This is a genomic window from Paenibacillus residui (assembly GCF_042677205.1).
Lineage (GTDB): Bacteria > Bacillota > Bacilli > Paenibacillales > NBRC-103111 > Paenibacillus_L > Paenibacillus_L residui.
The window spans coordinates 72999-92741 of record NZ_JBHTIU010000010.1 but is presented as its reverse complement, the minus strand read 5'-3'; the positions used below and the strand labels follow the sequence as shown (position 1 = coordinate 92741).

Genomic DNA, 19743 nt, shown 5'->3' with positions numbered 1-19743 from the left:
TAAGAGTAAAGGAGAATCAGGCATAATGAAGCACATGGAACGAATGAACAAACGGACTAAGGTTTCCGCAGTGCTTGGAGCGGTTGTTATCAGCGCGGCCCTAATCTCCGGCTGCAGTGCCGATCCGGTGACCTCTGCAAACCCGTCTGTGGAGCAAGAACAGCAGGTGAAGACGGTTAAGACGATAAATATAGAAAAACAGAAAATCGGAGAGCCGCTGGAGCAAGTCGCTGAAGTCGTTCCGTCTCTTAGGATGGACGTCTTTGCCAAAGCAAACGGCGATGTGGTTCAGTTGGTAAAGAAACGCGGGGACTATGTCAACGAAGGGGATGTCATCCTTAAGATCGATAAGCATGATGTCCAGGTACAGCGGCAGAAAGGGCTGCTCAGCGTGAAGAGCGCCCAGGCTGAGCTGGAGCGTGCGCAGCGAGACTACGTCAACGGCTTGACCGAGATGAAGAATTCGATTCAGAAGCAGGAGCAGGCCATTGCCGAAATGGAGAAAAACTACAACAAGCTGCGCAACGATTATGATCTCGGGCAGGCCACCAAGATGGAGCTGGAGCAGATGGAAACCCAACTGAACAACCAGCGAATGGACCTGGATATTATGCGCAAGAAGCTTGCCACGATGGAATCGTCCAATTCGATGGCTGCCCTGGAGGTTCAATTGGAGTCCTCGCAGCTAAACTTGCAGGAGATTGACCGGAGCCTGCAGTATTATGAAGTTAAAGCGCCGGTGAGCGGCATTCTGACCGAATTGTCCGTTGTCGAGAAGACCACCCTGTCTCCAGGGGTACAGGTTGGAAGAATCGAGCAATTGAATCCCGCCAAAATAACGGCCAGACTTACGGAGGAGGCGGCTTCCTACCTGCGTGGCCAAGAACAGGTATCCTTCTATGTGCCGGACAGCGGAGAGAAGATGCAGGGAACCATAACCTACCTGGCGGATGTCATGAATGTAGATACGAAAACCTACGAGTTGAATGTGGAGGTGCCCAACGAGGAGCATAAATTGAAGCCGGGAACTCGTGTTCAACTGATGCTTACCGAGGAGGAGCAGCTTGTCTTAGCCGTGCCGACCTCCAGCATTGTTCGGGAAGGCTCCGACAGCTACGTCTTTATCCTCAAGCAGGACCATGTGGAGAGACGGAAAGTGGAATTGGGCCGGCTGGACGGATTGAATCAAGAAATTCTGTCGGGCGTTGAAGAAGGGGAGCGGCTGGTCATATCGGGACAGCATCAACTGGTGGATCAGGAAACCGTTAAAGTAGCCGACTAAAAACGTTGAAATAGCAAGAAGAACGTCCTGGGGAGGAGAAACTATGGTAGTACGTTGGAAAAAAACATTGTCGGCGGTCGTTCTGACCGCCTCCCTGCTGTCTTCCGGATACAGTGCTTATGCGGCGGGTGACCTTCCGGTTGCAGCCGAGCAGACGAGCGCGGTCTATTCATTGACGGAAGCTCTGTCCGTCGAAGTGAAGAGCGTCCTTAACGAACGTAACGATACCGGTTCGCGCATAGGAATTGTGGTCAAGATGGAGAATAACAGCGGCCGCAACGCGCGGGTGCCGGATTATGAAGTCAGGGTGCGCACGTCGGACGGCTTGCAATATACGCTGCAGCCAAGCGCAACGAATGCAAGGACGGTGCAGCCCAAGGAGAAGATTGAGCTCAGTTATATGACCTCGGTCGACCGTACCGGGTTCAACGTTTCGGAAATCAGTTGGGTCGATATTGATATGTATGTATACCCCAAGGTGGAGACCGAAATGCTGACCGTACCGGTTCAGCAGTTGGAATGGACGGGCAGCGGGGATGAAATTAACCGGCAGGGCGCGGTACTGAAATGGGGAGAATCGTTCACGATTCCATCGCTGACTTCCCCGCTGCGGTATACCCCTTCCAAAGTGGAGGAAGAGAATACGCCAACCGGTCCGGTTAAGCTGATAACGCTGCTTGTCGAGAATCCGGGCACGACGATGGAGACCGTTCCCGACTTTATGCTGGAAGGCAAGTCGGGGAAGTCCGTGTTCAAGGGACAACGGGCAGAGACGGAGCCCATTACGCTGGAGCCGGGGGAACGGGAGTATATCCATTACGCCATCCCGGTCAAAAATAATGTGGACCTGGAAAGCTTCAACCTGCTCACTCAGGAAAATTTCATGGTCGCCGATCCGACCGGCAAGCTGACTCCCATTCCGTACGAGATAGGACGATTGAACGTGGTTCTGCCGGGAAAGACGGGCTTTTCCTTGCACGGGTTAAACCGGTATGTGATGGACACCCCGATGAAGGTGGACGACGTGAATTCGTTAATTCATCCGGATGTGGACGTATCGCTGGTCGAGCTTTACATGCATGAGAACCAAGGGGAAGGCTATAAGACGGCGATTGCCAAATTCAAGCTTCGCAACAAGGGCGAGCAGCCCGTGCCCGTGCCCGTATTCGATGTCGATTTGAAGAATAGCGGAGGATATACGTACAGCGGGGTCCGCCAAATCTCTTCCACGGAGAAGCTGATGCCCAATTTAAGCTATACCGTCAGCTATTCATTTGCCATCCCGGAATCGGAGAACGAGGAGAAGCTGGGGTTATTCCTGGTGGACAGCCAGACTGCAAAGCCTTATCGTACGACGATCAGCGCCTATCAGACGGAGATCATGAAGCAGGACGAAACGAGCTCGCGCTTGTCCTTCTATCCGTTCGATGTCGAACTGAAGGATTGGACGCTCCTGACCAGCACGAACCCGATGCCGGGCTATGTCACTTACTCGTATAAACTTCAATTGGATCTGGACATTCAACGGAAGGACAGAGTGGTTCTCGATCAGAGCTTCTCCACCATGAAGGTCGAACTGATCGATACACTCGGACGGACTATTGCTCAAGAGCATTTCTCGTTCACGGGAATGAACCGGTTGATCAGTGGGGTGCAAACGGTAGAGTTTAAAGATTTGCGAACGGATCAGTACGAATACCCATTAACCATTCGAATCTACGAAGCGATTGAAACTCCGCAGGGAGAAGCCAAACGGCTTGTCAAAACATTGAAACAGCATTAATCCCAAGGCCCCTGTCTTTTCGGCGGGGGCTTTTTTTGTTAAGGAATAAAATTTCAAGGTAATATTTGATTAGGGAAATTATATTCATTATAATTTGAGTAACGGTTTTTGAGAGGATATAGGAGTAGACTATGGGGAAAGAGTGATTGAATATGATAAGTGGCGGATTAGTAAGTTTGCGGGAAGCGTTAAGCTCGTTGAAGCCGATGGAGCAGAAGGCGGCCAAGTACATCCTGGAGCACCCGGACAAGGTGGTCAATTTGTCCGTACAGAAGCTGGCCGAACTGGCCGGCGTGAGCGTGGCTACGATTGTCCGGTTATCCCGGTCCCTGCAGCTCAAAGGGTTTCAGGAGCTCAAGATCAAGATAGCTGCCGATTTGGCACAGAACACACGGGAAATCAATTCCTATCAAGAAATACAGATGGACGGTTCGACCAGCTCCCTCATCGAATCGATATCCCATAACAATATTCAGTCGATTCAGGATACGATGTCGGTGCTGAGGGTAGCCGATGTGGAGAACGCGATCCAAACGATGAGCTCGGCCCGTAAGATCACGGTATTCGGAGTCGGTGCGTCCGCAGTTATCGCCGAGGATTTCAAGCAGAAGCTGACCCGAATTAACCGCTGGTGCGAGGCGGCCTACGATTTCAATTCGATGGCAACTCTTGCCGCTAATCTGATGGAAACCGATGTCGCCTTCGGGATATCCTATTCCGGTCAGACTGAGGATATCATCCAGGCGTTGACGGTAGCCCGGGAGAGCGGGGCCTCGATCATCTCCTTGACCAAATTCGGCAATAACCCGGTCATGGAATTGGCGGGAATAAGGCTTTTTACCAGCTCCTTGGAAAAAAGCATCCGCAGCGGAGCGATGGCTTCCCGAATTGCGCAGCTTAATGTCATTGACATTTTATATGTCGGCATTGCCAGCCAGAATTACGACGAGAATATTCTCGCTCTTGAGAAAACAAGGAATGCCGTTCGGTTTTCCAAAAGAAACGGCTAAGCTTCCTGCCGATAATAAGAGCATAAGTACACTTAATTTTGCACGTTTATGGAAAAATGTGCCGATTAAAAGTAATAGTGCAGCTATTTTTTCAAGTTTGAGGAAACCGGTCTTAAATAAGGGCTGTATTCATCGTAACTCCAAAACAGCTTAAAAGACGCTAAATAAAACTACACGATTCGAGGACGCGGCATTTATTGGCTGAATCCTTCCAATTTGCCTCCAAGCGGCGATTTTAGACGATATTTGAGCCTCGGAAAAAGATAACGGACGTGCTAAGTTAAGGGTAACGCGGTTAATGACATCAATGAAAGTAGAGGATCGTCCGTGGGATTGCCCAAAGAGTTCCGCAGGCTGCTCTTAATGAATGCCATGTCATTCATTATTTTTATCTACATCGGGATTTTTGTGAACCTTTATATTTGGGAGCAGGGGCATCGAATCGCTGATGTAGCCTGGTTTAATTTGTTCCTGTTTCTTACTTGGGCGCTATCCTTCTCGCTTGGAGCATGGCTCTTGAAGCGCTGGTCGATCCGGCTGTTATTCGGGCTGTCCGCTTTATCCGGTGGGACCGCCTTCCTCCTACTTTCCTTTCTGCATCTCGATAATCGGATGCTGTGGATATCCATCATCGGAATGCCGGTGGGCATAATGTGGGGCTTCTTTTCCTGTGCCCAAAATTTAAGTATCTCCACTTCCGGCAAAGGGCAGGAATTCGGCAATTTTTTTGCCGCCTCGAACACTATTTCCCAGATTACCAATATGTCGGTTCCTATCGTTGCGGCTCAAGTGATCGGCTGGTTCGGCTATTCCGGCTCCTTCACCTTGATGCTGCTGTTTGTGACCGGCATGCTTATAACCGCGCTAACGCTTCCCCGAATATCGTTAAAGTCCAAGGACCTCCGCCAGCAGAACTGGGGGGAAACGATGAAATACCGGCAGGTCTTCATGGAGCCCAGGCTGAAATGGCTTATTCCGTCCTGTCTGGCCGCCGGACTGTTCCTGCAGTTTCAAGGCTTGTTTGCTCTCCTCTTTACATTCAGCATAACGGAAGACAAGACGATCATAGCTCTGTTGAATACGCTGTACACCTCTTCCTCATTATTTGCCCTGTTTCTGTATCGCAAGCTCAAGCTTGGAGAACGGAACTGGCTCCATGCGGCCATTCTGCTGCTGGCCGGCGGTTTTCTGCTGATGCTGTACCCGGTGCCCGTGGTGCTCATATTGTCTAATGTCATGACGACCGTTGGCTTGTTCTACTTCGGTACGACCTGGAATGCCCAGCAGTTCAGAGCCATCAGCCACCATCCTCCCGAGAGGCAGTCCTCACTGCTGGTATGGCGGGAATGCTTGATCTGCTTAACGCGCTGTGTAATGCTGGTACTTATCTTGTTCGTTAAAGATTTCTCGGGAGTAGTCTTTGTCCTATTGATCTCCGTTGCTATAGGCACCTTGTTTTCCATTCCATACTTTCAGAAAAAGCTGGAGATGACCCCGGAGCTTCCGCCGCAGGAGACCTCCGTTGCAAAAGTATAGCTTGTTAGGCTGTGGACGAATTTGCCGTAAGATCGACGGTTAAAAGGCCGGTGAACCGTTGCTCGTTACCACGTAAGGACCGACAGAAATGCAGGTCTTCAGAAGGATTTTAGCCAAAGTCGGCGAATGACCAGCGAAAGTACAGTTTTTTCCGCATGGGGTGGGGATAGACCTGCGGATTCGCACGTCTTCTGCGAGATTTACCGAATATTCGCAAAAAGACGTGCACTTTTGCTCGTTTTGAAAGCAACACCTATATAGGATGTCGGATGTCCACAAAAGGAATACATTCGCATATATTGGAGAGTTAACGAGCCGACCGGGGAGCGTGCGAAAGAATAAAAAAATTCCAAAACACTACGTTGGGGAGAAATGTAGTGGTATGGAATAAGGAAAATCCTTGGAATAAGTGTTGTGTAAATTTGTTGGTTTTCGATTCCACAATTCTGGCTTCTTCGTAAGTGTTGCCGGTGCGGAAATGAAAAGATTGTTTATGGAGGAGATTTCCGGTAAAACACATAAACTGCAGGATATTCAAGTTCTATCGTCTTGGGGAAGTTATAGAACGACACAAAAGCGGCCACAGCCAGCAGGATAATCGACAAGCAAACCGTAATTTTAACCAGCACGCTTTTTCTTGTTGAGTTCATTTAGCTTCCATGTCAAAATGTTAAAGTACCTGAATCTATCTCTCTCTAAGGGGCGTTTGTGACATCAATGTTAATCCCCGAATATTTCTTAGATAATACATCCGATGCGGAGCCAGCTTCTTTCCGAAATACTAATTCAAAAACTTTTGTGGTATTGGCACCAGCGGTATGGATTTCTTCTTCTCTTTCTCTCACTATTTCTCTCAAATCTTTATCAATAAAATTCTTGTCGCTTATAGTGATTTTGAAACGAATCTCTTTGTTTGAGCGATTTGTAATTTGAAATTGACAATATCCAGTATGGCCGTCCTTTTTATTTACACCTATTTCACAAAAACTATTTTTTTGATTGTAGTATAAAGCGCGTACATCATGAACAAATAAATATATATATGCTTTGAATAGCAATATGGGGGCAAGTGTTAGACATAGTATGATTAAAAGTCTCCTTTTTTTGTAATGCTTTATAAGTAAAAAGATTCCAATAACAAAACAAACAAAGATTATGATAGGCAATATAAATACTGTTTTGCCTTCAATCCTTAAATTAAAGTAGTCATAAAATTTAGAGACTAAAAAAGTTTTGTTAGGAAACCGTAGCATGAAAAGTACTGGTAATAAGACGAGAAGAATTGATAAAAATCTAAACATCCGATTCACGCTTTAAAACACCTCCATATTATAAAGCCATTCTGCATAATTGATTTATGCGAATATATAACTAGTTGTTGATATATTGAAAAACACTTAAACAAGCGATGGTTTGTATAGTAGTTCATCACAACCAGCAGTTGCTTTCTAAATTTATTTGATATATTAATAATATCATTAACATTCCTAAAAAATACCCTATTTTTCCAAATTACGCACTTAAGACCCATGTAAACTAAAGTCTATATATGGTAATATTTGTAACAATGAATGGTTGCGCAGCCATCATAATAATCAGAAGAAAGGATTTCATTAAATGATTAAGCCTTCAGTAATTTTGCGATGTTTAATGGTAGGTTTAATTGCATTTCTTTCCTTTGCTTCTTCGGCCCTGGCATCAGAGACAACAAAAATAATGTAGTTGATGTAAAAGACCTTTTACCACAATCTGTAATTGACAATTATAAGGGTTCTTTAAATAGTATTGACGAATTGCTAGCTTCTGCTGATATTACAATTAGAACTATTGATCCTGAAGACTACCCGGATGGTTTTGAAGGCATTAAGGTAAATAATGTTGATGAATTAGCTGCACTAGTATTATCTTCTAAGAATCAGATTAGTGAACAATTAGGTACAGCAAATCCGTATGATACCCAGGCCGATTTCTCTATTGCTGGGAGCAACGTTGTAACACACGACTATACAATAGGGGATTTTTACACCTACTGGGTTAAATTATATGCTACGATCACTTATGATGTTGGAAAATATCCACAAGACCGAGAAATTACTTCTTTGTCGGCTAACACCCAGTTGCATGGTTTTACTCTTGGGGTTTCTTGGTAACAAGGAAATGTTACTTCAATAAAAACTTCTGCTACAACATATAAGTCGACAGCAAATGGGACCCTAAGCTTAAATATTATTATTGAAGGGATCGGAAAAGTAATAGATGTTCCGGTAAGTGGTTCAACGACTGGAGGTATTTAGTATTAAGGGGCTGCCTTTTATCACAATAAATGGCGGCCTTTTTTTGTTTATTAAACTATTTGTGGACATCGAGCGGTTATATGCTCGAAAAACCATTGACATTTTGCCAAGAGTGCAAGCATAATAGATATACTGTGATTCCGTTTGGGTAGAGACGATGAGAGAACCCCGGAAACCATTAATGCCTTGGGATAGGTGTGGTTTCTGGTGGTCGGCTCATCGTCTTTTTGGCATATTGTTTATTGACGGGAAGGAGCAAGCTTATGAGTATCAATCCAGAACTCTGGCAGATCAGCAATTTTGATTTAACGATAAGAATCATTCTCGCTCTTCTTCTGGGGGGGCTTATCGGATTGGAGAGAGAGTGGAACAACCACGCGGCAGGTTTTCGCACACATATCCTGGTATGTGTCGGGTCGGCCTCGATTATGCTGCTGTCCATTTACGGATTCTCCGCATTTGTTTACGAGGCTAACGTTCGTACCGACCCGGCGCGGCTGGCTGCGCAGGTCATCAGCGGGATCGGTTTCTTGGGAGCAGGAGCTATCCTGCGCACAGGCCCTACCGTGTCGGGGTTAACGACAGCGGCGTCCATCTGGGTAGTGGCCGCGATCGGATTGTCCGTAGGGGCCGGCTTTTATTATGCTGCCATACTGGTCACCGGTCTCGTACTGATCAGTCTGTTTCTCCTGAACAAGTGGGAGAAGCATATGATGTGGCATCGTCGGACTCAGGAAATCACCCTGAGAATTGTTGACCGGCCGGGAAGCCTTGGAAATATAGCGACCCTCTTAGGCAATCATTCCATTCAGATCAAGAATATCCATATGGAGCATGAGCAGGGGCTTATGTTTAGCGAGGATGAGAACATCATCAAGATTCGGTTGACGCTGCAGCTTCTCAGTGCGGATAAGCTGGTGGATGCATTGGACGAATTGACACGCTTGGAAACCGTACTGGCCGTAGATTCAGGTCATATTTCCGGCAGCGGCAAGTCGGGCAAAGGCCGGGCTGCATTTCAGAAGGGCAAGGGAATTAATAAAGCAGGATAATCCATTTATGTGGGTGGAGATGATGAGAAAACCCGCAGGCACGCCAGTTTCCTTGATTGGGATAGGGAACCGCTGTTGCTTGCGGTTTTTTATGCCGAAATTCGGGTTGGCATGATGATAAGCCTTCCGTGGTTTGGGCAGAGAGCAAAATGAGTAATCGCATTGGGGTCATACACCTGTACTATTTGTTTCCCCAGGAACTGGCTGCCGCAATAGATAAAGAACAAGGGAGAGAATGGACATGGGTGAAATCAAATTGATAGTCAGTGATTTGGACGGGACTTTGCTGTCCGCCGATCACCAATTAACCGAGAAGGTCCGCATGGCGGTCCGCCGCTTCACGGAGGCAGGAGGGATGTTTACGTTCGCTACCGGAAGGCCCGGCCTGACGGTACGGACGGTGGTCGAGGCGTTGGATATCGATCTGCCTTTTATTCTCTGTAACGGATCGGTGATCGCCGACCGCGAGCGGACGTTGGAAATGGTGCCTATGAAGCTAGATGATTTGATTCCGGCGATGGAAGAGGCGGACCGGGAAGGAATCTCGGTACTGCTGTTCGAAGAGAATCAGATTTCCGTATTCCGAAGAACCGAGGATGTGGATAGATTTGAGCATAAAGAAGGCATATCCTGCCGCCTGATTGATTTTACGACGGAGGAATGGAAGTCGGCCACATTGCAAAAGGTGTTGTGGATCGGCGATTTCCAGAAAATACAGCCGATATGGGATGCTTATTTACGAAAGCTTGGAAATCAGTATTCTGTCTTCCAGTCTGAAATCGACTTTCTGGAGATCATCCCGGAAAACCAGAGCAAAGGCCAAGCTCTTAAGAAGCTGATGAACAGACTTCACCTGAAACCGTCTCAGGTTATGGCTATCGGCAACCAGCTCAACGATCTGGACATGATCGAGACCGCGGGAGTCGGCGTCGCTGTAGCTAACAGTCATCCGTTATTAAAGGAAAAGGCGGATTATGTATGTCTGGATAGCTACGGGGACGGTGTTGTAGAGGCAATACATACGTTCTGCCTGCCATCCCGTCAGGAGAGGTCATCGGGAATGGGAGCGGGATAAGGAAGCGATGGGCTACAGTGTTGTCTGTTGTCCCTGTGTCACAGCACGCAGGGAGGGGACACATTGAGCGTAGAGCATTCACTAAAATTGGCCGGTGGAGCAAGGCTGCGCTGTTAAAAAGCAAAAGGCCTGCAATTCTACAGCAATAATGCAGGTCTTTTGGAAGGCTAAGACGAGAATCGGCAAAAGATCAACATAAGTGCAGGTAAATTTTTCAATTCGGTTGATTTTCGGAATTTGGTGCGGATAGACATGCACTTTTGACTGTCTTTAAGGTGCTGGTGCTGTGCCAACAGCGTGTTGTTGCCCGAACCGCGTGCTTGTCAGATTCGAGCATTTTCATACGTTGGACGGACGTCCGGGAACCGAATGAACGACGACAAGGTCGTGATCCTTATTGGAGCACGACCTTGTCACCTTCTTGCAATCCTTCAATAATTTCCGTTTGCTCGGCTGTTTCGATGCCGATTTGGACGATTCTCTTCTCCGGCTCCGTCCCGTTAAGGACATAGACGAAATAATCATCTCCGTCTCTCTGGACCGTAATCGTCGGAACGACCAGAGCATTATCCTTCTGGTCGACGATGATCGTCCCCGTCAGACCGAGACCGGCAATCAGCCGGTCATGAGGCTCAAGCTCGACCGTTACTTCGAACTTCGATACTCCGTCGTTTCCGCTTTTGGCAAATTTGGATACTTCGGTAACCTTCCCTTTGAGCTTGTCATTGGGAAGCGCATCGATTCGAACGTCAACAGGCAGCCCCTCTTTAATCTGGAAAACTTCGTACTCTCCCACGGTAGCGACCATTTTTAACTGTGTCAAATCGACGATTTTGCCGAGCAGCTCCTGTTCGGCCACCCTCTTGGGCTCTTTCTTCTCATCGAACAGAAATATCCCGTCGGCTTTGGCCAAATATCGGGCTTCCGATATCAGCTCCTGGGTCTCCTTGATTTCATTCTGCAGCATGGCAAGGTTGATTGAATCGAGCTTCTGCTGCAGCTTGTCTGTTTCTTTATCCGTATAGCGTGCGAAAGCTTCTTGTTCCCCAACGGAAGCGGCAGTAGTCCTTGATGAATCGGGAGCAAGGGATTGAACGGCCTGCTGAATTTTTTGCTCGGTTTGCATTTTATCCACATTGGCCTGTTTGACCGCCAACTGCTTACGCAGGTCGTCCGTTTCCATCTCGAACAGAAGAGCTCCCTCGCTGATTTGCTCGCCTTCCTTCACCGCCCAAGATTGAATCGTCCCGGCGAAAGGGGCGTAGACGGCCGTCTCGCGGATGTAAGACGATTTCCCCTTGACTTCGATTGTCTGCACAAGCGCTTCCTGCTTGGCCTCAAATTCAAGGGCCTGACTGTAGGACTGCGGTGCGGAAGCTTCCATATTGTTGACAGGGCGGCTCTGTATATAGAGAAAGGCGGTAATCCCGAGCACTCCGGCAATGAGCAGCACCGGAATCCATCTTTTTTTCTTGCGCATCAACCTTAACCTCCTAGACATGATGAAGCATTGATAATGGTCTTGACACTATTCCAAAGCAGGAGCTCTGCGTTTCTCATTCCCGTTTGATGGCCGTAAGAGCGTCCGTCCGGGAGGCCTTGATGGCAGGGAAGATGCCGGATAACACCCCTGTCAGTACGGCGAAGAACAGGCCGACCGGCAGAATCCAGAAGCTGATGAACAGCAGCTCTTCACTAGAGCTTCCTTCGGAAAACTTCTGAACGACAATATTGATCAACCAAATGACCCAGTACGATAACACGATTCCGGCGATTCCTCCCAGCAGGCCGAGCAGAGTGGACTCGACGATAAACATATTTCGAATTTGCCTCAAGTTCGACCCCAGTACCTTCATAATGCCGATCTGCCTTCGGCGCTGATAGGTGGACATCGTCATGGCCACGATAATGGAGATGGACGCCACGAATAGAATGAACAGTCCGATTCCTCCGAAGACCAGACGGACGATGACAAATTCCTGCTGCATGGACTCCTGCCGCTGCAGATTGGATTGCGTGTTCAGCTTCAGCTTGCGGATCCATTCTTCCGTTTGCCGCACATGTTCGACCGAATCGACCTTAGCTTTGATGCTTTTCTCTACGAACCGGTTTGCGGACCTGCTCTTTTGCATGGCTTCCTGGATTCTCTCTCCAAGCTCAAGCGAAATATACGCTGTCCGATCATAGCGAACCATAGAATCCGGCATTCCCTCCGGCTTCTTGAGAATTCCGATTACCCGAACCGGGAAGGATACGGTTTGCAGGGTTCCATCCGTCTGTACGTCGGCAAATTCCAGCAGAATAGTTTTTTGATACAGAGGGTAGGGGATCAACGGCTCCTCCTCACGAGAAGAGGAAATGCGCTGAGACTGCGTTCTGCGAATGGCCGCAGTTCTTTCGTCGTATAAATTGACGGTGGCCCCATAACTCAAGATAATGGCGTTATTCAGATCCTGATAGGCCCCCTGCTGCAGCTCGAAGCCAAAGTCCTTCATGGCGGTCAAATCGGTCGCTATCAGCTCGGCAGAGCCCTTCTTCGTGGAATCAGCGGTGAAGTTGAAGTATTGAAGCCTGTTGAAAGGCGCGATGCTGATCACATTAGGCAGCGACCGGATAATCTCAATTTTCTGCTTGGAGATGTCGTAAGCGCCTGAGGTGGAGCGGGAATCCTTATTTTCGGCGGAGTCGCTTGAATCTTGTCCCGGATAAATTTGAATCTCGTCGGTTTTCAAGTAAAAGCCGATTCGCTGCTCGCTGAACTGAGTCACTGATTCCCCGAACGCCAGCGCAACGATAATCGAGGAAGAGCCGATGGCAATGCCGATCACGCACAGCAATGTGACGACCAAACGGCGTTTTAGCTGATCCCAGCCCAATCTTAAATAGTCGGTCCATCTCATAATGCATATCCCTGTCCTTTATTTATACATTCGATTATGTCACGTCCCTTGTTCCTCGTTCATAAATGCTTCATTCCCGGAGACCGCGGGAATAGCAGGGCCGGTTATTGCTCTGCCGCGAGTATCTTCGGTCAACTCGCCATCTTTCAAATGAATGATTCTCCCTGTTTGCATAGCCACTTCCTGTTCGTGAGTAACGATGACGAAAGTGATTCCGGAGTTAGCATTCAGGTCGATCAGAAGATCGATAATTTCTTGTTCGGTTTTGGAATCCAGATTTCCGGTTGGTTCATCCGCGAAGACGATGGCCGGCTCCGTAATAAGCGATCGGGCAATGCTCACTCGCTGCTGCTGCCCTCCGGATAATTGGGAAGGGAACAGCTCTGTTTTGTCGGCCAAGCCGACCTGGCTAAGAAGCTTCATCGATTTTTCCTTCCTCACAGACGGTTTAACGCCATGGAAAACTAACGGAAGCTCTACATTTTCCCTGACGGTGAAATGAGGGATTAGCTCATAAGACTGAAAGATAAATCCGATATGGGTTCTGCGAAACTCGGCCAGCTGGTTTTCATTCATCTTCTCTATCGGTTGGCCGGAAATAAGGATCGAGCCTTCGGTAGGCTTCATCAGTCCCGCCATAAGATTTAACAACGTTGATTTCCCCGAGCCCGAGCTGCCCAGAAGCGAAATCATTTCTCCTTTGTCAACGCGGAAATTGATCTCTTTCAACACGGGGGTTTGTTCGGTACCATTCTGGAAAGTATGGGATAACTGTCGTACCTCAAGCATGCTTTGCCTCCGCTTCGGTATTGGAATGTTTGTGCAGCCAAGCCGGCAAATCTATATATCGGGTGCCGATGTTGGCTTTGTACCCTGTGGGCATACAAGAAACCGGAACTTCGCACGTCCTGTCAAGGCGCACTTCCTTATACAAATCTCTCAAAAAAATTTTACGCTGGAAATATTTATGTACTTTAATAGTATACGATTTGTGAATTGCCGGAAGCAAACCGTGACCTTAAATGGCGAAAATTATGGTAAACTAGGATTATTAGTGCTTTGGCCGTTATTCTATAGAAAAAGGCAGGTTGGAGATATGGATCACAATTCTATTATTGCTGCCATGACGAAGAAAGAGCAGCTGGATGAAGTGAAGAACAGCCGGGTCAAGAAGGTCATTCTGATGTCCGGTGATATTATGAGTCTGAAGGAAATCATTTTCCAACTGCACTCGACCAATAAGGAAGTATACGTGCATATCGAAATGGTGGACGGAATCGGGCGGGATGCTTCGGCGGTTCAATATTTGGCTGAGGTTTTCCGGGCGGACGGGATTGTATCGACCAAGAGCAATGCTATCTCCGCCGCTAAATATGCCGGCTTGAAGACGATTCAGAGGGTGTTCGCGATAGATTCGGGTGCTTTTGAAACCGCGATCAAAATGATTGCGACCAGCAAGCCGGATAAGGTCGAGCTTATGCCCGGCCTGATGCCCCGGGTGATCAACGAAATGAAAAGAAGGATCAACCGCCCGCTCATTGTCGGAGGATTGATCCGTTATAAAGACGAAATCGAGACCGCTCTCAACAGCGGCGCCGATTATGTGTCTGTTGGCGACCCCGAATTTTGGTAGGGGTCTTTTTTTGATAGTTTGTGAGGTTATTTACAATTGGCGAAAGACCGCGATTAACGTCAAGTATTACCAAGTATTATAGAATAATGTCGAACATTATTGCAAAAAGCCTTGCAGCCACAATGAAGCGCTTATGATAAGCCCGGTGTTCACACTTGCTGATAGCGAGGCTTTCATAAGCGGAGCATAGGCGGCTGGAGGATTGCTCCCTTGAAGCTGCCTGTAGACCTTGAGCAGCCGGTTCGCTGTGATCAAGGCGACCAGTGAATAGACGGGCAGGGCACCGAGGGCGACTGCAAGCAGCAGAAAACCGTAGCTTGCACCAAAGATAGCCAGCGACACTTTCTGCGCGCCGTTCTCTCCAAGCACCACTACAAGGGTGTTCTTGCCGGCCAATCTATCGGCTTGCCAATGCAAGAAATGATGATTGAACAGGATTAACGTCGTCAACCCTCCGATAGGGAAGGAGGCCAGTAAGGCGCGGGCATCGAATTGCAGCGCTTGAACGTAATGGCTGCCCAGAACGGGAAGGATGCCGAAGCTGACGAAAATCGAAATTTCGCTCAAGCCCTTACCTCTGTATCCGTAGCGGATGGGAGGAGCAACATAGAAGTAAGCAAGCAGCGCCCCGATCCCGCCATACACCAGAACCATGCTTCCCCGAAAATAGATCAGCAGAATGCCGCATAGTAAACTGATGCCGAACAGTGCCCAAGTCATTCTTGCGAAATTGGATTCCGACAGCTTGCCGCCCGTCAGCATGCCGGAATGGGTAGAGATCGTTCCGGGCTCCGCATGTGCCGCAATATCGGCGCCGCTGCGGTAATCCCACAAATCATTTATCATATTGGAGAATAAGTGCAAGGCAACCGCCCCCAACAGAGTGACGGCGAACCATTTCCAATCAAATACATGATTCCAGGCATAAGCTCCGATGCTGCCAATCATCACCGGCAGAATCATGACAGGGATCACTTGAAATCTTGATGCTCTAAGAAACAGCTTGGCCCGGCTCATGGATGCCATCTCCTTTTCACGTTGCTTTCCGACTTCTTTTTTTGCCCTTATGCAGAGGACATATTCTCTTTTCTATCATAACACTAGCCTCAAAAGTGAGTATATAGCCATCTTTTGCCGCTAATCAAAGAACCGCCCGGTCGTTGACCGGACGGCTCCAAGTTCTCTGCAGCATTCATACCTTTTTAATCAAACAAATCTTCGAATATATCAAAAACATTTTTCTTCTTTTTTCTTTTATGCTTGGGAGGATAACCGTGCCGCTCGTCCTTCGAGGGGTAGGAATCCCGATATGGACGGCCTCCGTCCCGTTCGTCGTAGCTGTAACTGTCCGGCCGCCGTGTTTCTCTGGCATCGAGCCGGTCGGGCTCTTCGCGGTCATACCACTCATCATACTCCGCACGCAGCTCCTGAACGCCTTTCATCAATTTCTCCAGCTCGCCGCGGTCCAGCCATACTCCTTTGCAATCAGGACATACATCAATCAGCACTCCGTCCTTCTCAACCTCACGCATCCTAACATCATTGCAAATGGGACATTTCATACGAAACCCTCCAATATTAGAGTAGGTCAAGCTGCATAATCAACCTGAATCTATTATGCCAGTTTGGGAGGACCGGTTTCAAGAAGACCTCCTTGGCATATTACTTGTCAAATTTTAGTCTCTTCTGCAGTTTGCCGAGAACAATATCGGCAGCAATAGCCAGCAAAGCCGCCGGGATAGCGCCGCCGTATATACGCAGATCATTGCGGTAATTAATGCCGGAATAAATTTCACGGCCAAGTCCGTCCCCGCCGACGAAAGGAGCCACTGCCGCGACACCGATGGCGATGACGGCCGCGACCCGAATTCCGGTCATAATAAACGGAAGAGACAATGGAAGCTGGACTTTGATTAGAATTTGCAAGGGACTCATTCCTACACCGCGGCCGGCTTCGGTCACACTGGAGTTAATTTCGTTCAATCCGACATAAGTATTGCGGATGATCGGAAGCAGGGAATAGAGGAACAGTCCTACGATGACGGTCTGTGAACCTAATCCTAACAAAATCATCAGCATGACGAGCAGCGCAAGACTGGGAATGACCTGGATGACGTTGGCAATGGTGAGAATGACGGCAGCCAGCCTGCGGTCCAGGGAACAGACGATTCCGAGAGGAATGCCTACGATCAGTGCAAAGAGAACCCCAAGAACCACCATCATGATATGGTCATAAGTCAAATATAATAAATCCATCCAGTTTTCGCTTATATACTCCATAAATCTATCCATAAACATTCCCCCTAGACTTCTTAAATGAGGTTACTTGAGCAAGCCCAATTTATTTAGAAATTCGCGGGCGACCGCTTTCTCACTGCGTTTATTAATATCCACTTCGTAATTCAATGAGGTCATCGTATCCTCATCGATCTTGCCGACGAGCTGCCCGATGATATCATTCAATTCCGGATGCTGTTCAAGAACTTCTTTTCGGATCACAGGAGAAGCATCGTAAGGAGGGAAGAATTGTTTATCATCTTTTAACGTAGTCAAATTAAATTCTTTCAACCGGGGATCGGTAGAGTAGGCCAGCACAATATCGACCTCGTCATTAGCAACGGCCTCGTATACAAGCCCGATCTCCATAGGGAACAGCTCCCCGAATTGGAGCCCGTATGTTTCCGAGAAGGCCTTATAACCGTCGTCATTCCGCTCCAGCCAGGAAGTATCGACGCCCAGCCGCATTGTGGAGGCCAGATCTTTAAGATCGGAAATTTGCTGCAAATGATTGTTCTCGGCTTCCGCTTGACGAACGGTGAAGGCATAAGTGTTCTCAAAGCCATAAGGATCGAACCATTTGAAATTAAAATATTTGTCAAACCCCTCCTGGGCTTGCCGCAGCACATCCTCCCGGCCCTTGCTTTCCTCAACGGGAAAGTGATTGTTAAAGATTTCCCCGGAATATAGCGTAGCCATTTGAATGTCATTCTTCTTCATGGCGTTGATGATTACCGGGCTGGAAGCCAAGTCCGGCATCGTTCTAACCTTCAAGTCCGTTTGCTCCTCAATCAGGATTTGGTACATGGCAGCAATAATTTTCGTCTCGGTATAGGTTTGCGCGCCGATGATCAATTGGTTTTTACTTCCACAGCCGGTCATTCCCGCCATGACGGCGGCCAGCAGCAGGATTCCGACTGCCTTAGTTATATAAACTTTCATAGAATACCCCCGTCTGTAATGGTTTACGGTCCCGCCTTATTGGTCTTGGTTCTAAGAGAAAGTTTGACCTTCTCAGCTTGGATCCGTCGAAGCTTGAACCTTCATGCGGCTTGACACTGACTTCTCCAGCAACCCGAACAGAAAGTCAATCAGCAGGGCCAGCAGCACGGCAATAACCGCACCGGTAAAGATCAATTCCTTCTTGTTGACGGCCAAACCCGACAGAATAAGTTGACCGAGCCCGCCGGCGCCAATCAGAGCGGCCAGAGTGGTCCAATTAATAATATAGACGGCCGTGATCCGGATTCCCGTCATGATATAAGGGAAGGAGAGAGGCAGCTGGATTCGCAGCAATCTCTGTCCCGCACTGTAGCCCATTCCGCGAGCGGCCTCCAGCAGGTTCCGATCGACAGCCTGAAATCCCGAATAGGTGTTTCTCATTAGAGGCATAAGCGAATATAGAAACAGGGCGATGATGGCTGGTTGGGTACCGATGCCGAACAATGGAATGAGTAGAGCGAGAAGAGCCAGGCTGGGGATCGTTTGAAGGACATTAGCAATAGTGAAAATAACCGAGTTAATCCATTGAACCCGGTTGGCGGACAGCCACACCCCTACGGGAATAGCGACAAGGCAGCCAAACAGCATAGCGGCGGAAGCGATCATTAAATGTTCCTGAAACGCTTTCCCAATATCGGGGAGACGATCCATTAGAAATTCCCAAATCGTTTGGTTCATCCCGTAGCGCCCTCCTGTCCGTCAGTCGGAGTATACACGTCGGCGATGTGCCGAACGATGCTTCCTTTCGTTATCAAGCCGGCGAATTGATGGCCGTCACGAACGACCGGAACGTAGGGCAGATGATGTTCGTTCATCAGATTAAGAGCAACAGCCAGGGAAGTACCGGTCGGGACAACGTGCTCGAACGGCTTCATGACGTCGGCCAATGTCATATTCTCTTCTCTGAACCTGTCCAGAACCTGAAAGATGGAGGCGTGGCCGAGAAGTTTGTTGTTTTTGTCTACTACAATGAGGGAGTCGACCCGTCTTCTTTCCATAATTTTGATCGCTTCCGCCAATCCGCGGGACGGGAAAGCGGTCACGGGCTGCTCTGCCATGACTTCATCCACCGTAGGAAGCTCTTCAGGATGCTCGCCGCCGTTCTGAAGGCGCTTTTTCCCAACGAAGCTCTTGACAAAATCGTTAGCCGGATGCCGCAAAATCTGCTCCGGGCTTCCCTGCTGCACTATTTCTCCGTCCTTCATCAGCACAATGTTGTCGGCGATTTTGATGGCTTCATCCATATCATGGGTAACGAAAACGATCGTTTTCTTCAATTCCTGCTGCAGCCGGATCAATTCATCCTGAAGCTGTTCCCGGCTGATCGGGTCCAGAGCGCTGAAGGGTTCATCCATCAGAATGATGCTGGGCTCGGCAGCCAATGCGCGTATAACTCCGATCCGCTGCTGTTGTCCTCCGCTCAATTCGGACGGGTATCGGTTCCGGTAAGTGTCCGGATCGAGGTTAACCATGGTTAACAGCTCATCCACCCGGCGGTCGATACGTTCTTTATCCCATTTGAGCAGGCGGGGAACGACAGCCACATTCCGGGCAATGGTCATATGGGGGAACAACCCGATATTCTGAATGACATAACCGATGCTTCGGCGCAGCTCTACCGGATCGATCTTGGAAATATCTTTGCCGTGAACATAGACCTTTCCTTTGCTCGGATGGATCAGCCGGTTGATCAGCTTCATGGTCGTCGTTTTCCCGCATCCGCTAGGGCCGATCAGCACGTTGATGCCGCCTTCACTGAATTCCAAATTGAGGTTTTTAATGGCGACAAATCCGTCCTCATACGTCTTGTTTACTCCTTCAAATCGAATCATTCTTCGTAACCACCCCATCTATTTAGTTTTTACCGACTAAGCCAATTACCCATTTTTTACCCTTTTG

Annotated in this window: 19 protein-coding genes; 8 read left to right on the top strand and 11 right to left on the bottom strand. The window is 48.4% G+C overall.

All coding sequences use genetic code 11. The annotated features are described in order from the left end of the window. Positions 1 to 25 precede the first annotated feature (25 nt). The 4 genes from ACFQ03_RS03665 (at position 26) to ACFQ03_RS03650 (ending at position 5611) form a co-directional block, all read left to right on the top strand. Positions 26 to 1282 (top strand): efflux RND transporter periplasmic adaptor subunit, encoded by a 1257-nt coding sequence (locus ACFQ03_RS03665; RefSeq protein WP_144939399.1) that lies wholly within the window; start codon positions 26 to 28, stop codon positions 1280 to 1282. 43 nt (positions 1283 to 1325) lie between these two features. After that, the gene (locus ACFQ03_RS03660) at positions 1326 to 3065 is read left to right on the top strand and encodes a hypothetical protein (protein ID WP_144939401.1); all 1740 of its coding nucleotides are present in this window, start codon (positions 1326 to 1328) and stop codon (positions 3063 to 3065) included. A 152-nt stretch (positions 3066 to 3217) separates the two neighbouring features. Continuing rightward, positions 3218 to 4075 (top strand): MurR/RpiR family transcriptional regulator, encoded by an 858-nt coding sequence (locus tag ACFQ03_RS03655; protein ID WP_144939410.1) that lies wholly within the window; start codon positions 3218 to 3220, stop codon positions 4073 to 4075. A gap of 327 nt (positions 4076 to 4402) precedes the next feature. After that, positions 4403 to 5611 (top strand): MFS transporter, encoded by a 1209-nt coding sequence (locus ACFQ03_RS03650; protein ID WP_144939402.1) that lies wholly within the window; start codon positions 4403 to 4405, stop codon positions 5609 to 5611. Between the two features lie 491 nt (positions 5612 to 6102). Here the strand turns inward: ACFQ03_RS03650 and ACFQ03_RS03645 are convergent, their stop codons facing one another. Both ACFQ03_RS03645 and ACFQ03_RS03640 read right to left on the bottom strand, forming a co-directional pair. Beyond that, complete coding sequence (locus ACFQ03_RS03645) at positions 6103 to 6261, bottom strand: hypothetical protein (protein WP_186328418.1); 159 nt, start codon at positions 6259 to 6261, stop codon at positions 6103 to 6105. 45 nt (positions 6262 to 6306) lie between these two features. Further along, complete coding sequence (locus ACFQ03_RS03640; protein WP_379286120.1) at positions 6307 to 6921, bottom strand: hypothetical protein; 615 nt, start codon at positions 6919 to 6921, stop codon at positions 6307 to 6309. 333 nt (positions 6922 to 7254) lie between these two features. Here ACFQ03_RS03640 and ACFQ03_RS03635 point away from each other — a divergent pair, with 333 nt between their 5' ends. The 3 genes from ACFQ03_RS03635 to ACFQ03_RS03625 all read left to right on the top strand — a co-directional run bounded on the left by ACFQ03_RS03635 (position 7255) and on the right by ACFQ03_RS03625 (position 10032). Continuing rightward, positions 7255 to 7761 (top strand): hypothetical protein, encoded by a 507-nt coding sequence (locus ACFQ03_RS03635; RefSeq protein WP_379286118.1) that lies wholly within the window; start codon positions 7255 to 7257, stop codon positions 7759 to 7761. A 407-nt stretch (positions 7762 to 8168) separates the two neighbouring features. Further along, positions 8169 to 8957, top strand: a complete 789-nt coding sequence (locus ACFQ03_RS03630) for an MgtC/SapB family protein (RefSeq protein ID WP_144941183.1) — start codon at positions 8169 to 8171, stop codon at positions 8955 to 8957. 241 nt (positions 8958 to 9198) lie between these two features. Beyond that, a complete protein-coding gene (locus ACFQ03_RS03625) occupies positions 9199 to 10032 on the top strand; it encodes an HAD family hydrolase (protein ID WP_144941185.1) in 834 nt (277 codons plus the stop codon). A gap of 394 nt (positions 10033 to 10426) precedes the next feature. On the opposite strand, the gene ACFQ03_RS03620 is transcribed toward ACFQ03_RS03625, so the two are convergent. The 3 genes from ACFQ03_RS03620 to ACFQ03_RS03610 form a co-directional block, all read right to left on the bottom strand. After that, positions 10427 to 11512 carry an efflux RND transporter periplasmic adaptor subunit gene (locus tag ACFQ03_RS03620; protein WP_379286115.1) on the bottom strand — a complete coding sequence of 362 codons (1086 nt, stop codon included), beginning with the start codon at positions 11510 to 11512 and terminating at the stop codon, positions 10427 to 10429. 76 nt (positions 11513 to 11588) lie between these two features. Next, complete coding sequence (locus tag ACFQ03_RS03615) at positions 11589 to 12932, bottom strand: ABC transporter permease (RefSeq protein ID WP_379286113.1); 1344 nt, start codon at positions 12930 to 12932, stop codon at positions 11589 to 11591. Positions 12933 to 12971: 39 nt separating this feature from the next. Further along, complete coding sequence (locus ACFQ03_RS03610; protein WP_379286111.1) at positions 12972 to 13721, bottom strand: ABC transporter ATP-binding protein; 750 nt, start codon at positions 13719 to 13721, stop codon at positions 12972 to 12974. A 307-nt stretch (positions 13722 to 14028) separates the two neighbouring features. On the opposite strand from ACFQ03_RS03610, the gene ACFQ03_RS03605 reads away from it, so the two are divergent. Next, positions 14029 to 14565 (top strand): glycerol-3-phosphate responsive antiterminator, encoded by a 537-nt coding sequence (locus tag ACFQ03_RS03605; protein ID WP_144941193.1) that lies wholly within the window; start codon positions 14029 to 14031, stop codon positions 14563 to 14565. A gap of 96 nt (positions 14566 to 14661) precedes the next feature. Here ACFQ03_RS03605 and ACFQ03_RS03600 read toward each other — a convergent pair whose 3' ends face one another. The 6 genes from ACFQ03_RS03600 to ACFQ03_RS03575 form a co-directional block, all read right to left on the bottom strand. Continuing rightward, complete coding sequence (locus ACFQ03_RS03600; protein ID WP_379286108.1) at positions 14662 to 15582, bottom strand: prenyltransferase; 921 nt, start codon at positions 15580 to 15582, stop codon at positions 14662 to 14664. Positions 15583 to 15767: 185 nt separating this feature from the next. Continuing rightward, positions 15768 to 16127, bottom strand: a complete 360-nt coding sequence (locus ACFQ03_RS03595; protein WP_379286106.1) for a TFIIB-type zinc ribbon-containing protein — start codon at positions 16125 to 16127, stop codon at positions 15768 to 15770. Positions 16128 to 16227: 100 nt separating this feature from the next. Beyond that, entirely contained in the window at positions 16228 to 16857 is a 630-nt protein-coding gene (locus ACFQ03_RS03590; protein WP_379286104.1) for an ABC transporter permease, read from the bottom strand. Positions 16858 to 16887: 30 nt separating this feature from the next. Beyond that, entirely contained in the window at positions 16888 to 17784 is an 897-nt protein-coding gene (locus ACFQ03_RS03585) for a glycine betaine ABC transporter substrate-binding protein (RefSeq protein ID WP_144941198.1), read from the bottom strand. Positions 17785 to 17856: 72 nt separating this feature from the next. Further along, complete coding sequence (locus tag ACFQ03_RS03580; protein ID WP_144941200.1) at positions 17857 to 18522, bottom strand: ABC transporter permease; 666 nt, start codon at positions 18520 to 18522, stop codon at positions 17857 to 17859. Continuing rightward, positions 18519 to 19676 (bottom strand): ABC transporter ATP-binding protein, encoded by a 1158-nt coding sequence (locus ACFQ03_RS03575; protein WP_144941202.1) that lies wholly within the window; start codon positions 19674 to 19676, stop codon positions 18519 to 18521. Before ACFQ03_RS03575 ends, ACFQ03_RS03580 begins: the two co-directional genes overlap by 4 nt. Between the last annotated feature and the right edge of the window lie 67 nt (positions 19677 to 19743).

Excerpts from the sequence above, each read along its gene's own strand:
- ACFQ03_RS03630 (WP_144941183.1), top strand. The coding sequence starts at position 8,169 with ATGAGTATCAATCCAGAACTCTGGCAGATCAGCAATTTTGATTTAACG.
- ACFQ03_RS03655 (WP_144939410.1), top strand. The coding sequence starts at position 3,218 with ATGATAAGTGGCGGATTAGTAAGTTTGCGGGAAGCGTTAAGCTCGTTG.
- ACFQ03_RS03610 (WP_379286111.1), bottom strand. The coding sequence starts at position 13,721 with ATGCTTGAGGTACGACAGTTATCCCATACTTTCCAGAATGGTACCGAA.
- ACFQ03_RS03605 (WP_144941193.1), top strand. The coding sequence starts at position 14,029 with ATGGATCACAATTCTATTATTGCTGCCATGACGAAGAAAGAGCAGCTG.
- ACFQ03_RS03600 (WP_379286108.1), bottom strand. The coding sequence starts at position 15,582 with ATGAGCCGGGCCAAGCTGTTTCTTAGAGCATCAAGATTTCAAGTGATC.
- ACFQ03_RS03580 (WP_144941200.1), bottom strand. The coding sequence starts at position 18,522 with ATGAACCAAACGATTTGGGAATTTCTAATGGATCGTCTCCCCGATATT.
- ACFQ03_RS03615 (WP_379286113.1), bottom strand. The coding sequence starts at position 12,932 with ATGAGATGGACCGACTATTTAAGATTGGGCTGGGATCAGCTAAAACGC.
- ACFQ03_RS03575 (WP_144941202.1), bottom strand. The coding sequence starts at position 19,676 with ATGATTCGATTTGAAGGAGTAAACAAGACGTATGAGGACGGATTTGTC.
- ACFQ03_RS03595 (WP_379286106.1), bottom strand. The coding sequence starts at position 16,127 with ATGAAATGTCCCATTTGCAATGATGTTAGGATGCGTGAGGTTGAGAAG.
- ACFQ03_RS03645 (WP_186328418.1), bottom strand. The coding sequence starts at position 6,261 with ATGAACTCAACAAGAAAAAGCGTGCTGGTTAAAATTACGGTTTGCTTG.
- ACFQ03_RS03620 (WP_379286115.1), bottom strand. The coding sequence starts at position 11,512 with ATGCGCAAGAAAAAAAGATGGATTCCGGTGCTGCTCATTGCCGGAGTG.
- ACFQ03_RS03590 (WP_379286104.1), bottom strand. The coding sequence starts at position 16,857 with ATGGATAGATTTATGGAGTATATAAGCGAAAACTGGATGGATTTATTA.
- ACFQ03_RS03635 (WP_379286118.1), top strand. The coding sequence starts at position 7,255 with ATGTTTAATGGTAGGTTTAATTGCATTTCTTTCCTTTGCTTCTTCGGC.
- ACFQ03_RS03665 (WP_144939399.1), top strand. The coding sequence starts at position 26 with ATGAAGCACATGGAACGAATGAACAAACGGACTAAGGTTTCCGCAGTG.
- ACFQ03_RS03660 (WP_144939401.1), top strand. The coding sequence starts at position 1,326 with ATGGTAGTACGTTGGAAAAAAACATTGTCGGCGGTCGTTCTGACCGCC.
- ACFQ03_RS03625 (WP_144941185.1), top strand. The coding sequence starts at position 9,199 with ATGGGTGAAATCAAATTGATAGTCAGTGATTTGGACGGGACTTTGCTG.
- ACFQ03_RS03585 (WP_144941198.1), bottom strand. The coding sequence starts at position 17,784 with ATGAAAGTTTATATAACTAAGGCAGTCGGAATCCTGCTGCTGGCCGCC.